Source organism: Polynucleobacter sp. UK-FUSCHL-C3 (assembly GCF_040409815.1).
In the GTDB taxonomy this organism is placed as follows: domain Bacteria; phylum Pseudomonadota; class Gammaproteobacteria; order Burkholderiales; family Burkholderiaceae; genus Polynucleobacter.
In genome coordinates this window covers 316412-329829 of the sequence record NZ_CP099959.1, presented here as the reverse complement: position 1 = coordinate 329829, position 13418 = coordinate 316412, and the positions used below count along the sequence as shown (strand labels likewise).

Genomic DNA, 13418 nt, shown 5'->3' with positions numbered 1-13418 from the left:
ACGGTTATGGCGGTCTTTACCCCAGTCAGTCTTGAGGAAATCACTCCTCGCATTGCAGCTGATTTTGTAATCGGCGAGGCTATTCTTCTTAAAGGAATTCATGGGGGGATCGAGAACTCCAATTTCTTTCTAAACTGTCAAGACGATGGGCAAGTTAATGAATATGTTCTAACAATCTTTGAGAGACTCTCGTTTACACAGCTTCCCTATTACTTAGAGCTGATGTTGCATTTGGCTAATCAAGGCATCCCCGTTCCCAAGCCGATTATAAATCGGCAGGGTGCTCTAGTGATTGAACTCAAAGGCAAGCCTGCTTGTATTGTGACCAAACTTCCGGGTCAATCAGAGCTTGCGCCACAGCCAGAGCACTGTGAAGAAGTGGGCAGCATGTTAGCTAAGATGCATCTAGCTGGCCAATCTTTTTCTTTATCACAGCCTAATTTGCGCAGTCTGTCATGGTGGCAAGAAACCGTTCCCCTCATTCTGCCGCACATTACTGACTCTCAAAAAGAACTCTTGGTCTCAGAAATGCAGTACCAAGAAAGTTTTTTTAAATCCGGCACGTATCAATCCCTTCCCGCAGGACCATGTCATTGCGACTTATTCCGTGACAATGTGCTCTTTACTAGCAAACAAGGTCAAAGCATGCTGGGGGGCTTCTTTGATTTCTATTTTGCCGGCAATGATAAATGGCTCTTTGATCTGGCAGTTACTGCCAATGATTGGTGTTTAAAGCAGCCCATTCAAAATGGTACCGGGGAGATCGATCGAGATCGCTTACACGCTCTTTTAAGTGGATATTTACAGGTTCGTCCTTTAACCGATGCCGAAGAAGATGCTTGGCCCGCAATGCTTCGGACTGCAGCCTTACGCTTCTGGATATCCCGTCTTTGGGATTTTTACTTGCCCCGCAATGCACAAATGCTGACCCCCCATGACCCTAGTCACTTTGAGCGTATATTGCTTAGTCGCCGTCACACAACTTAAGGTAAGCTAAGCACCCATGAACCTGAACTCTGTTTCGACCAATGAAGGCTATGTCTGGGTCCGCCAAGGAGTGTGGCTGTTTAAGCAAAATCCACTTGGCTTTCTGATGCTGGTCTTTATGTATGTGTTCATTGCCCAACTGGCTGTGATGATTCCCTTGGCGGGCATTTTTGCTGTTCTCATTTTGACCCCTGCTCTCTCGGTAGGCTTTATGACCGCCTGTCGCCAAACCATTCAGAAAGAACGGATTTTGCCAACGGCTTATTTAGCAGCTTTTAGGTCTAATAATCCTGAGGTAAAGAAGCGGATTTTGCAATTAGGCTTGGTCTATGCAGTAATGATTTTTGCATTGAGCCTCATTGCTAGCATGGTGATTGATTTTCAGGCATTACTGCCATTTGTTACTAATGACAAACCCATTACCCCTGAAGTCATGCAAACCCTGTACTACTCTCTCATGATCGGTGGAGTCATTTATATCCCGATTGCAATGTTAATGTGGTTTGCTCCTGTCTTAGTGGCTTGGGCAGATATGCCACCTAGTAAAGCAATGTTTGCGAGTTGGATGGCCTGCTGGACCAATAAAGGCGCCTTTTTTTATTACATCACTATTTGGAGTGTTGCTCTCATTGCAATCCCATTAATTCTTGGGATGCTGATGGACGTGCTTGGATTAAGTCAGTACGCATCCTTTGTTGTTGCCCCTCTCTCAATGGCAGGGCTCACTGTCATGTATTGCTCCTTCTTTGCCACCTGGAAGGGATGCTTTACTGGAAATGATTTTGATCAGTTACCCGATCAAGGTTAAGCTTTAATTTTCAACAGCTACCAATTTAGCAATCGATAGCTGCAGCCATTTAGCACCATGGCGCTTGAAGTTTACTTGGGCTTTTGCATCAAGCCCCTCTCCCTCTAGTGCACTCACTCGACCTTCACCAAATTTAGTATGAAAGACCTCTTGCCCAACCCGAAAGGTATGGCCTCGTTTTTTGTTCTGCTCTAGTTGCTTCGCGCTGATCACAATGGCATTGGTGCTTTGATTGGTGTCATCACGTACAGGCACATCGTCACCACTCCACCATGCTTGATCCACACTATCTTCATCAGACTTCTTCAGTGTTGTCCCTTTTTGCCATGAGCCTCCACCCCAGCGAGCATCTTTTGCTTTAGGGGTGAGGTATTTGACATTCTCCGCGGGTAATTCATCGAGGAATCGTGATGGCATGTTGTATCGAACTTGACCGTGCAACATTCTCGACTGAGTATGAGATAGATAAAGCCTCTCTTTGGCTCGGGTAATCGCTACATACATCAGTCTGCGCTCTTCTTCTAGGCCGTGCGGCTCGGAAATACTATTCTCATGAGGAAATAGTCCTTCTTCTAAGCCCGTCATAAATACGGCGGAGAACTCCAAGCCCTTGGCGGAATGTACCGTCATTAATTGAATCGCATCCTGCCCAGCCTCTGCTTGATTATCCCCAGCCTCCAAGGAAGCGTGCGCTAAAAATCCAGCCAATGGTGAGATATCTTCAACCCCAGCTTGATCTTCTCCCGGTGGCGTCGCCGCTTGCACGTCTTGTCCATAACCCTCTTCTGCAACAAAGGCTGTAGCTGCATTAATCAACTCTTGTAAGTTCTCAACGCGATCTTGTCCCTCGCGCTCACTTAAATAATGCTGAATCAAGCCGCTATGCTGAATCACATACTCGACGGTCTCTGGCAAGGTGTTGTGCTTAGTTGCATCGCGCAGGTGCTCAATTAAGCGCACAAAACCCGCAATGCTGGAACCGGCCTTGCCCTCAATAAAGGAGGCTGCCGCATAGAACGAGCACTGGTGTAGCTTGGCAGCATCTTGTAATGCTTCTAAAGAACGAGCACCGATACCACGAGTTGGGAAATTAACGACTCGGGCAAATGAGGTGTCGTCATTCGGGTTCTCTAAAAGGCGCATATAGGCAAGAGCATGCTTAATCTCAGCGCGCTCAAAGAAGCGTAAGCCGCCATATACCCGGTACGGAATATTGGATGAAAAGAGTCCATGCTCAATAATCCGTGACTGGGCGTTACTACGATACAAAATAGCAACTTCGCTACGACTCAAACCTGCACGAACCAATGCCTTAATCTCATCAATCAACCAAGCACTCTCCATGCCATCGCTTGCCGCCTCATAAATTCTGACAGGCTCACCATAGCCAGCTTCGGTACGTAGGTTTTTTCCAAGGCGCTCTACATTGTGTGCAATTAAATGATTGGCAGCATCTAGAATGTGTCCGTGCGAGCGATAGTTCTGTTCCAGTTTTACAGTTACTGGTTTGTATTGCTTTTCATAAAGGCGCATATTCTCCACATCAGCACCGCGGAACGCATAAATACTTTGGTCATCATCGCCTACCGCAAAAAGCGCACTTGTTGATTGATGCCGTCCATGACCCGATAGGAGTTTGAGCCATGCATATTGCAGGGCATTGGTATCCTGAAACTCATCGATCAAAATATGTTGGAAGCGCTCTTGATAATGCGTCCGAATAATCTCGTTGTGTTTAAGTAGTTCATAACTTCGTAACAAGAGCTCAGAGAAATCACAGACGCCTTCGCGTTGGCATTGAGCATCATAGGCTTCATATAACTGAATCATCTTCGCCTCAAAATCATCGCCTGGATCTAAATCCTTGGCGCGCTTACCCCGCTCCTTGGAATTGGATATTAAGTACTGTAATTGACGAGGCGGGAACTTCTCATCATCAATATTGAGACTCTTCAATAATCGCTTGATCGCCGAGAGCTGGTCTTGGGTATCTAGAATCTGAAATGTCGATGGCAGCCCAGCATCTCGGTGATGGGCTCGTAATAATCGATTACAGAGGCCATGGAAGGTGCCAACCCACATGCCCCGCGTATTAATCGGTAACATGGCACTTAATCGGGTTAGCATCTCTTTTGCAGCTTTATTTGTAAATGTAACTGCCAAGATACCAATTGGTGATATTTGTCCCGTTTGAATGAGCCACGCAATTCGGGTGGTCAGAACTCGAGTTTTACCACTACCTGCCCCCGCCAGAATCAGTGCGGATTGAGCGCGGCCATTGGTATCAACCGGTGGGAGGGTTACTGCCTCTCGTTGTTCGGGATTGAGGTTCTCAAGTAAATCTGCATGCATCGTCCCAATTATAATTTGCCTCTTATGTCAAACGCTCAAAATCCTCCACAAAAACTCGATGCTGATAGCAATCCAGACTTAGCAAAACTAGCAAAGTCCTATGAGCCTGCCCCAATTGAAGCTTTTTGGGGTCCCGAGTGGGAAAAACGCGGAATTGCAGAGGCAAGCTTGGAGGATGGCAAGGAAGATTTCTGTGTGCAACTTCCTCCACCCAATGTTACTGGCACCTTACATATGGGGCATGCATTTAATCAAACAATCATGGATGGTCTGGTACGCCATGCTCGTATGTCTAATAAGAATACGCTTTGGGTACCCGGTACCGATCATGCTGGTATCGCTACACAGATTGTGGTTGAGCGACAACTCGATGCCCAAAAAATATCGCGTCATGATTTAGGTCGAGAGTCATTTCTTAAAAAAGTATGGGAATGGAAAGAAGAATCAGGTTCCACCATCACACGTCAGATTCGGCGCTTGGGAGCTTCGATTGATTGGTCCCGTGAATACTTCACGATGGACCCAAAGATGTCCGCTGCAGTTGTAGAGGTATTTGTAACACTCTATGAGCAAGGCCTGATCTATCGGGGTAAGCGATTGGTCAATTGGGATCCTGTTCTTGGTACTGCTGTATCTGATTTGGAAGTTGTTAGTTCCGAAGAACAAGGCAGTTTGTGGCATATCCGCTATCCACTGTCCGATGGTAGCAGTCAATTAATTGTTGCGACTACTCGTCCCGAGACCTTGCTGGGTGACGTGGCCGTCATGGTGCATCCTGATGATGAGCGCTATCGTCATCTCATTGGTAAAACTGTTGACCTACCTTTATGCGAGCGCAGTATTCCGATTATTGCCGACTCCTATGTAGACATGAGTTTTGGAACGGGTGTGGTGAAGGTTACCCCAGCCCATGATTTTAATGACTATGCAGTGGGTCAACGTCATCAATTACCGCTCATTGCTGTGCTTACCCTCGACGCCAAGATTAATGAGAATGCTCCAAAACAATATCAAGGTCTTGATCGCTTTACTGCACGCAAACAAATTGTGGCTGATCTTGAATCGACCAAGCTACTAGATAAAGTTCAACCCCATACATTGATGGTACCTCGCGGTGATCGTACTCAGACAGTCATTGAGCCAATGCTGACTGACCAGTGGTTCGTAGCTATGTCCAAGCCCAGCCCAGATAATTGTTATCAGCCCGGCCAATCGATTGCTGGTGCAGCACTGCATGCAGTTACTTCCGGTGATATCAAACTCGTCCCTGAAAACTGGATTAATACCTATACCCAGTGGCTTGAGAATATTCAGGATTGGTGTATTTCAAGGCAGCTGTGGTGGGGTCATCAAATTCCAGCTTGGTATGGTGATGCAGGAGAGATCTTTGTTGCTCGTTCAGAAGACGAGGCAAAAAGCAAAGCAAAGGCTGCTGGATATGCAGGATCCCTAAGGCGCGATGATGATGTCTTAGATACTTGGTTTAGCTCTGCACTTGTTCCATTTAGCTCATTGGGCTGGCCCAAACAAACCAAAGAGTTAGAGCACTTTTTACCCTCCTCTGTATTGGTTACTGGTTTTGACATCATCTTTTTCTGGGTTGCGCGCATGGTGATGATGACCTGTCACTTTACCGGTAAGGTTCCATTTCATACGGTTTATGTGCATGGCCTAATGCGGGATGCTGAGGGCCAAAAGATGAGTAAGTCTAAAGGTAATACCTTGGACCCGATTGATTTAATTGATGGCATTGATCTCGATAGCTTAGTTAATAAGCGCACTTCTGGTCTGATGAACCCTAAACAAGCAGAGAGCATTACCAAAAAGACAAAAAAAGAATTTGCGGATGGTATCCCCCCCTTTGGAACCGATGCCTTGCGCTTTACCTTTGCCTCACTGGCCTCATTGGGTCGAAATATTAATTTTGATCAGAAGCGTTGTGAGGGCTATCGTAATTTTTGTAATAAGCTCTGGAATGCAACCCGATTTGTCTTAATGAACTGTCCTGGTGATGAGAAAGATAATGGCTTTGCTTCGTGCGATAACCTATGTGGGCCTGAAGGGTATTTAGATTTTTCAGCGGCTGATCGCTGGATTGTCTCGATCTTGCAGCGCACGGAGGCAGACGTGGCTAAGGGTTTTGCCGATTACCGTTTTGACAATATTGCCACAGCGATTTATCAATTTGTCTGGGATGAATACTGCGATTGGTATCTAGAGCTAGCTAAAGTACAGTTACAAAGCGGTACTCCTGCCCAGCAGCGCGCTACTCGTCGCACCCTGTTGCGGGTTCTAGAAACAATCTTGCGTCTTGCCCACCCCATCATTCCATTCATTACAGAAGAGTTATGGCAAACCATTGGACCCAAGAGTGGCAAAGATCTATCACAGCAACCCGCTCAATCCATTGCCTTGCAGGCCTATCCAGTTTCCGAGCCCAATAAGATTGATCCAAAGAGTGAAGCATGGATAAATGAGGTCAAAGCTATTGTGGATGCCTGTCGCAACCTGCGTGGTGAAATGCAAATCTCTCCTGCTCAAAAACTACCGCTATGGATTAGTGGTGACCGATCATTCTTAGAGAAAGCCGTCCCATATCTCAGCGCTTTGGCTAAATTATCGGAGGTGAAGATAGTTGACAATGAATCTGATCTAGAGCGCGATGCACCAGAATCCCCTATAGCGCTTGTGGGGCAACATAAGTTACTTCTTAAGGTTGAAATAGACCCCAAAGTTGAGCAATTACGATTATCAAAAGAGATTGCCCGTTTAGCGGGTGAGATTAATAAATGCCAGAGCAAATTAGGCAATGAAGGCTTTGTAGCACGAGCACCTGCAGAGGTCATTGACCAAGAGAAAAAGCGCCTTGCTGAGTTTGAAGCCAGTCATGCCAAACTGAGTCAGCAACTCAATAAGTTGAAGAGTTAAAAAAGTAGTCATAATTACACTCATGAATCCTAAACCAATCACAAAAGCTGTCTTTCCTGTTGCGGGACTGGGCACACGCTTCCTACCAGCTACAAAGGCAAGTCCGAAAGAGATGCTTAATGTGGTGGATAAGCCCTTAATTCAGTATGCCGTTGAAGAGGCGATTTCTGCGGGTATCACCGAAATGATTTTCGTCACTGGTCGCAGTAAGCGTGCCATTGAGGATCACTTTGATAAGGCCTATGAACTCGAGGCAGAACTTGAAGCAAAGAATAAACAAAGCCTCTTAGAGATTGTGCGCAATGTCAAACCCAGCCATGTTGATTGCGTCTATGTACGTCAAGCAGAACCCTTGGGTCTAGGGCATGCCGTTCTTTGTGCTGAGAAACTAGTTCGCGATGAATCCTTTGCCGTGATCCTGGCAGACGATCTTTTAGATGGTCAACCTACTGTTCTAAAACAAATGGTTGACCTATATGCGAAAGAGAGCGCCTCGATCCTAGCAGTAGAAACGATTAGCCCAGCGCAGAGCAAATCCTATGGGGTGGTTGCAGGAAGTGCTCATGGACATAAAACGCATAAGCTGAGTGGTATTGTCGAAAAGCCTGATCCCCAAAATGCTCCATCGAATTTAGGAGTTGTTGGTCGCTATATCCTTTCTTCATCGATCTTTGAACATATTCGCAATCTCAAGCCGGGCTCCGGTGGAGAATATCAACTGACAGATGCTATTCAAGCGTTACTCAAACAGGAAACTGTTCTCGCCTATGAGTACGATGGTATTCGGTATGACTGCGGTAGTAAGCTGGGGTATCTAAAAGCTACTATCGAGTTTGCTCTCAAGCACCCTGAGCTAAAAGATGAGTTCGGGGCGTATTTAAAAAGTCGTTAGTAATGTCCTATCCTTAATTAGGCATATTGCACTTCAACCGGATTAGCTTGGATATTAGTACCAGCTTTACTGCCTAAGATTTGATGCAGATTGCGCAAGCAATTATCATCAGGATATAGACGCATCTCATCTGGGAACTGAACAAGGCATGCACCGCCTTTTGCCATTACTGCGGCTGTGAGTGGTAAACCTTTATGCGTAGCATTAGCAGGTGACACAGAATGATTACTATTTGCCTTGATGAGAAACGGATTGATTTGGGCGCGTAGTACCTTTAGATCGATGCCCGAATCGAGATTGAGATGTACATTTCTTGCAAAGCGTAGACGTGCACCAACAATATCCATCACACTCTCAGCAACCACTCGTAAACCTCCTGAGAACTTATCTGGGCTAACATTTACCTTGGCAATCAATAACTCATCTTCTTTTAACCAAGATCGGTTGGGTTCATATACTTCACTATAGAGTGTTAATTCAAGTGCTGTAGTGCCATCATCAATCGTTGCGATCATCATGCGGCCACGCTGACCCATCAGCATCCTCGAGGATGTGATAATTCCGGCGACTAATTGATCTTTCCCATCAGTCACCTTTACCAGTGGCTGACGAATAAAGTGATTGACTTCGGATCGATAGGCATCGAATAAGTGACCGGTCAGACATAAGCCTAAGGCAGTCTTCTCATCTTGTAGGCGCTTTTTCTCGGAGGATGCTAATTCACGAACAAACTCTGGAGCATGTCTCTCTGAATCGTCACCAAGATCAAATAGGCTAACCTGATGAATCGATGCCTCGGCCTGCTCAGCAGACTCAATCGCGCGCGAGAGCGATGCCAAAAGTGTCGCTCGCGCCTCATAGGAGTGCGTATAGCCCTTTGCAGCATCTCCAGCAATAGAATCAAATGCTCCCGCACGAATCAGTGCTTCAATTGCTCGACGATTTACTTGACGGCGGTCGACTCTGCCACAGAAATCAAATAAATCTTTGAACGGTCCGGTCTTGCGGGCTTCAACAATAATTTGGATAGCGCTCTCTCCGGTTCCTCGAACCGCTCCCAAGCCATACCGAATCGTTCTCAAAGGAGACCGATGTTGCGTCTGTTGAGTGCTTATGGGTGCTTGTTGAGTGTTTTCCTCATCCATAATCGGTGTGAACTCATACATCCCGGTATTGATATCAGGGGCGAGTATCTTTAGGCCATTATGCAAACTGTCGTCATACAAAATCTTGATCTTATCGGTATCATCCATCGATAAAGATAAGTTGGCCGCCATGAATTCAGCGGGATAGTAGGCCTTTAGCCAAGCGGTTTGATAGGCGAGTAGTGCATACGCAGCTGCATGTGACTTATTAAAGCCATAGCCAGCAAAGCGCTCCATGAGGTCATAAATCTCATCCGCTTTATATTCAGTTAACCCATTGTTTTGGGCACCCTCTCGAAAGATCTTGCGATGCTGCGCCATTTCCTCTGGCTTTTTCTTACCCATCGCACGGCGCAAGAGATCCGCACCCCCCAAAGAGTAGCCACCTATCATCTGTGCCATTTGCATGACCTGCTCTTGATACACCATGATGCCGTATGTCTCTCGCAAAACAGGCTCAATCCGTGGGTCCGGATACTCAACCCGTTGTTGACCATGCTTACGTTTAATGTAATCAGGTATCAGATCCATAGGACCAGGACGATACAACGCAACTAGCGCAATAATGTCTTCAAAGCGATCTGGTTTGGCATCACGCAGCATGCCTTGCATGCCCCGACTTTCTAACTGGAACACAGCAACGGTATTACCACGCTTTAATAGCTCAAATGCCGCTGGATCATCGAGCGGTATATCCCCAATACTCCAGTTCTTTCGCTCTGCATGCAGCGCTTTGATCCAGCGCTCAGCCCCTGCCAGGATGGTTAAAGTCGTCAGGCCCAAGAAGTCAAACTTTACAAGGCCAATGGACTCAACATCATCCTTATCAAATTGACTAATTACTCCTGCGTCTTGGTCTTTTGCATCCTGCGTATAAAGAGGACAAAAATCGGTGAGTTTTCCAGGGGCAATTAAGACCCCGCCGGCATGCATCCCCACATTACGGGTCATGCCCTCAAGTTGTTGTGCGAGTGCAAGGAGTTGCTTTACTTCCTCTTCATTCTTTTCGCGTTCTGCTAGCTGCTTTTCTTCTTTCTTAGCCGATTCAATCGTGACCACCTGACCGGGTTTAAAGGGAACGAGCTTCGCAATACCATCCACAAAACCATAAGGCTGCTCAAGAACGCGCCCCACATCACGGATCGCCGCTTTGGCAGCCATTGTTCCAAAAGTAGCAATCTGACTGACCGCATTCTTGCCGTATTTTTCTTTTACGTAGGCAATTACCCGATCGCGTCCATGCTGACAAAAATCGATATCAAAGTCTGGCATCGAGACTCGCTCTGGATTTAGAAAGCGCTCAAAGAGTAGGTTGTAACGCAAGGGGTCTAGGTTGGTAATCCCCAAAGAGAATGCCACTAAGGAACCGGCTCCCGATCCCCTGCCAGGACCGACAGGCACCCCATTATTCTTGGCCCAATTAATAAAGTCGGCAACAATTAAGAAGTAGCCTGGGAAACCCATCTGTGCAATGGTGTTCACTTCAAACTTGAGGCGATCAAAATAACGGGGCTCAATGGATGTTCGCTCTTCGGTGTCGGGATAGAGTTTGAGGAGATTTTTATGTAACCCAATCTCTGCCTCTTGCATGAGATAGGCATCCAAAGCCATTCCCTTAGGGGTTGGGAACTCTGGTAATCGAGCTTGGCCTAAGGTCAGCGTTAAGTTACACATCTTAGCGATCTCAACCGAATTAGCAAGCGCTGAGGGCAGATCAGAAAACCGCTCTTGCATTTGTGCTTGGGTCAAAAAATACTGATTCTCAGTAAACAATTTTGGGCGGCGCGGATTACCCAACAACTCTCCCTCTGCAATACAGACCCGTGCCTCATGCGCGATGAAATCATCAGGCTTCATGAACTGAATGGGGTGAGTGGCCACGACAGGTATCTGTAGTTCGCTGGCTAACTGACAGCCCAACTGAATATGAGCCTCGTCTTGGGAATGGCCCGAGCGCTGTACCTCAATAAAGTACCGATGATCAAATACCGTTTGCCAATGGATGGCAAGCGCTCTAGCCTGTTCTGGATTACCAGCTAACAATGCGGACCCAACATCACCACTATGAGCGCCTGAAAGGGCGATCAAACCCGACGCCAATGTCTGTCCGGATTTTTGCTCCCCAATCTTTTGAGCGCCACCCTTGGTAGCTTGTTCTAAGAGCCATTTGGGATGGATCTCTGCTCGACCATGATGTTGATTGTGGAGTGATGCTCGCGTTAGTAACTCGCACAAATTAAGATAGCCAGAGTGATTTTGGACAAGCAATAACATGCGATGCGGCTGATCGGGCTCCTGCTCATTACTTAGCCAAATATCGGCTCCTGCGATTGGCTTAATACCTCCAGAGCGGGCTGCTGAATAGAACTTGATTAAACCAAAGAGATTACCCAAATCCGTGAGCGCTAATGCGCCCATGCCATCTTCAGAGGCTGTAGTAATGGCATCGTCGATGCGTACCATCCCATCGGTAATGGAATATTCGGAATGAAGGCGAAGATGAACAAATTGGGGTGCAGCCATGAGATCATTTTAGCTGTGAGCACCCCAAAATTTGGTCTAAATGAATACCCTGCAAAATCCTCAATCCAGTCAAGGCTCTAGCCAAGAGACGTCTCGCCAAGCCTTCCCCTATCGGGGTCGGTTTGCGCCCTCCCCAACCGGCCCTTTGCATGCTGGGTCCTTAGCAAGTGCTTTAGGAAGCTGGCTCGATGCCAGAGCTCATGGGGGTCAATGGTTGGTTCGCATTGAGGATGTGGATACTCCAAGAACTGTCCAGGGCTCCGATCAGATCATTCTGCAACAGCTAATCGCCTGCGGTCTTTATTGGGACGAAGAAGTGGTCTGGCAATCAAAACGGACAGCCCTATATCAAGCCGCATTAGATCAACTAAACAAAGATCAAATGACTTATCGCTGTATTTGCTCACGCAAACACATTGAGGAGACCTTAAGAGCAAATGGCGCTGAACTAGGGCGTCACGAAGAACTTATTTACCCAGGAAACTGTCGCAACCAAAATAGGCACGAAGAAAAAGCTGCTATTCGAGTATCCTTACCAAGCTCATGCGTATTGCAATTTAAGGATCGCATGAAGGGAGTCCAATCACAAGACCTTACGACCCAAGTTGGAGATTTTGTTCTTCGACGTGCCGATGGATTATTTACCTACCAACTCGCTGTTGTGGTTGATGATCATCTTCAAGACATTACCCATATCGTGCGGGGCGAAGATCTTTTTAGTAATACAGCGCGACAACTCTATTTGCAACAGATATTGGGGTACCAAATACCTAGCTATCTACACCTGCCACTTGTCACGAATGCTGCAGGAGAAAAGTTGAGTAAGCAAACTCAGGCTTTAGGAATTAATACAAACACTAAAGAGGCAACTCTCGACGCATTGAATACAGCTGCCAGTCATCTAGATATTTGGGGGGATGCCTTAAAGCCTCTTTCCACTATTGATGAATGGCTATCCATAGCAATTAAAATTTGGCAACATAAAGGATGGTGATTCAAAACCTATCATTGTTTTGATTGATGAATGTATTGCCCAATTAAACAAAAAAGGGCCGCTCTGATGAACTGTATTTTGGTATATACTATGATATATACCAAACATATAGGGGAGTCCCAATATGAAGCAAACTGCAAAATTGTTTACCAATGGACGTAGTCAAGCAATCCGACTACCTAAAGAGTTTCGCTTTAACTCAACCGAAGTATTTTTGGATAAAGATCTAGATACAGGTAATTTAATTATTTCTGCTAAACCGGCTGATTGGTCTGGTTTCACAGCAATGCTCGACACATTAAAAACTCCCAAAGATTTTCTTAGCAAGAAAGAGCGCAAGCAAAAATTATCGTCTCGGGATCCATTTAAGGGATTGGCAGAATGAAATGTTACTTGCTCGATACTAATACGATCAGTCATATTGTAAAAAATCAACAAAAAGTGATTAAACGACTGGTATCTATCCCAATGTCAGCAATTTATATCTCGTCGATTACGTATGCGGAGATTCAATATGGCTTAGCAAAAAGGCCTGGGGCTAAGACACTTAAAAACACAATAAATGAACTACTTAAACATATTGATGTTCTGAGCTGGGATCTCTCTACCGCTGAAGTCTATGGAAAGTTAAGGGCGAGTTTGGAGCAGCAAGGTAAATCTATTGATACTTTGGATCTTCTCATTGCCAGTCATGCTGTCTCGAACAATATGACCCTTGTAAGTGATGATCTAGCTTTTAAACACCTTAAAACTCTTAAGCTAGAGAATTGGCTAAGAATGTAAATCTCT

9 protein-coding genes are annotated in these 13418 nt (G+C 46.0%); 7 read left to right on the top strand and 2 right to left on the bottom strand.

The features are described from left to right. The first annotated feature begins 6 nt into the window (after positions 1-6). A complete protein-coding gene (locus tag NKE59_RS01730; protein WP_353439181.1) occupies positions 7-987 on the top strand; it encodes a homoserine kinase in 981 nt (326 codons plus the stop codon). 16 nt (positions 988-1003) lie between these two features. Beyond that, positions 1004-1795 carry a BPSS1780 family membrane protein gene (locus NKE59_RS01725; protein ID WP_353439180.1) on the top strand — a complete coding sequence of 264 codons (792 nt, stop codon included), beginning with the start codon at positions 1004-1006 and terminating at the stop codon, positions 1793-1795. A gap of 3 nt (positions 1796-1798) precedes the next feature. On the opposite strand, the gene NKE59_RS01720 is transcribed toward NKE59_RS01725, so the two are convergent. Further along, positions 1799-4147, bottom strand: a complete 2349-nt coding sequence (locus tag NKE59_RS01720; RefSeq protein ID WP_353439179.1) for a UvrD-helicase domain-containing protein — start codon at positions 4145-4147, stop codon at positions 1799-1801. A 24-nt stretch (positions 4148-4171) separates the two neighbouring features. Between NKE59_RS01720 and NKE59_RS01715 the strand changes: the two genes are divergently transcribed. Both NKE59_RS01715 and galU read left to right on the top strand, forming a co-directional pair. Next, positions 4172-7075: a valine--tRNA ligase gene (locus tag NKE59_RS01715; RefSeq protein WP_353439178.1), complete on the top strand. Its 2904-nt coding sequence runs from the start codon at positions 4172-4174 to the stop codon at positions 7073-7075. A gap of 22 nt (positions 7076-7097) precedes the next feature. After that, positions 7098-7967, top strand: a complete 870-nt coding sequence (gene galU / locus NKE59_RS01710; protein ID WP_353439177.1) for a UTP--glucose-1-phosphate uridylyltransferase GalU — start codon at positions 7098-7100, stop codon at positions 7965-7967. 17 nt (positions 7968-7984) lie between these two features. Here the strand turns inward: galU and dnaE are convergent, their stop codons facing one another. After that, the gene (dnaE, locus tag NKE59_RS01705; protein ID WP_353439176.1) at positions 7985-11635 is read right to left on the bottom strand and encodes a DNA polymerase III subunit alpha; all 3651 of its coding nucleotides are present in this window, start codon (positions 11633-11635) and stop codon (positions 7985-7987) included. 40 nt (positions 11636-11675) lie between these two features. Between dnaE and gluQRS the strand changes: the two genes are divergently transcribed. The 3 genes from gluQRS to NKE59_RS01690 all read left to right on the top strand — a co-directional run bounded on the left by gluQRS (position 11676) and on the right by NKE59_RS01690 (position 13412). Then, entirely contained in the window at positions 11676-12629 is a 954-nt protein-coding gene (gene gluQRS / locus NKE59_RS01700) for a tRNA glutamyl-Q(34) synthetase GluQRS (protein ID WP_353439175.1), read from the top strand. Positions 12630-12753: 124 nt separating this feature from the next. Further along, complete coding sequence (locus tag NKE59_RS01695) at positions 12754-13014, top strand: AbrB/MazE/SpoVT family DNA-binding domain-containing protein (protein WP_353439174.1); 261 nt, start codon at positions 12754-12756, stop codon at positions 13012-13014. Next, complete coding sequence (locus NKE59_RS01690) at positions 13011-13412, top strand: type II toxin-antitoxin system VapC family toxin (RefSeq protein WP_353439173.1); 402 nt, start codon at positions 13011-13013, stop codon at positions 13410-13412. The genes NKE59_RS01695 and NKE59_RS01690 overlap by 4 nt, the downstream gene beginning before the upstream one ends. The last annotated feature ends 6 nt before the right edge of the window (positions 13413-13418 follow it).

What these genes read in the sequence shown, in the direction of transcription:
- NKE59_RS01730 (WP_353439181.1), top strand. Translation starts at nt 7, where the DNA reads ATGGCGGTCTTTACCCCAGTCAGTCTTGAGGAAATCACTCCTCGCATT.
- NKE59_RS01725 (WP_353439180.1), top strand. Translation starts at nt 1,004, where the DNA reads ATGAACCTGAACTCTGTTTCGACCAATGAAGGCTATGTCTGGGTCCGC.
- NKE59_RS01720 (WP_353439179.1), bottom strand. Translation starts at nt 4,147, where the DNA reads ATGCATGCAGATTTACTTGAGAACCTCAATCCCGAACAACGAGAGGCA.
- NKE59_RS01715 (WP_353439178.1), top strand. Translation starts at nt 4,172, where the DNA reads ATGTCAAACGCTCAAAATCCTCCACAAAAACTCGATGCTGATAGCAAT.
- galU (WP_353439177.1), top strand. Translation starts at nt 7,098, where the DNA reads ATGAATCCTAAACCAATCACAAAAGCTGTCTTTCCTGTTGCGGGACTG.
- dnaE (WP_353439176.1), bottom strand. Translation starts at nt 11,635, where the DNA reads ATGGCTGCACCCCAATTTGTTCATCTTCGCCTTCATTCCGAATATTCC.
- gluQRS (WP_353439175.1), top strand. Translation starts at nt 11,676, where the DNA reads ATGAATACCCTGCAAAATCCTCAATCCAGTCAAGGCTCTAGCCAAGAG.
- NKE59_RS01695 (WP_353439174.1), top strand. Translation starts at nt 12,754, where the DNA reads ATGAAGCAAACTGCAAAATTGTTTACCAATGGACGTAGTCAAGCAATC.
- NKE59_RS01690 (WP_353439173.1), top strand. Translation starts at nt 13,011, where the DNA reads ATGAAATGTTACTTGCTCGATACTAATACGATCAGTCATATTGTAAAA.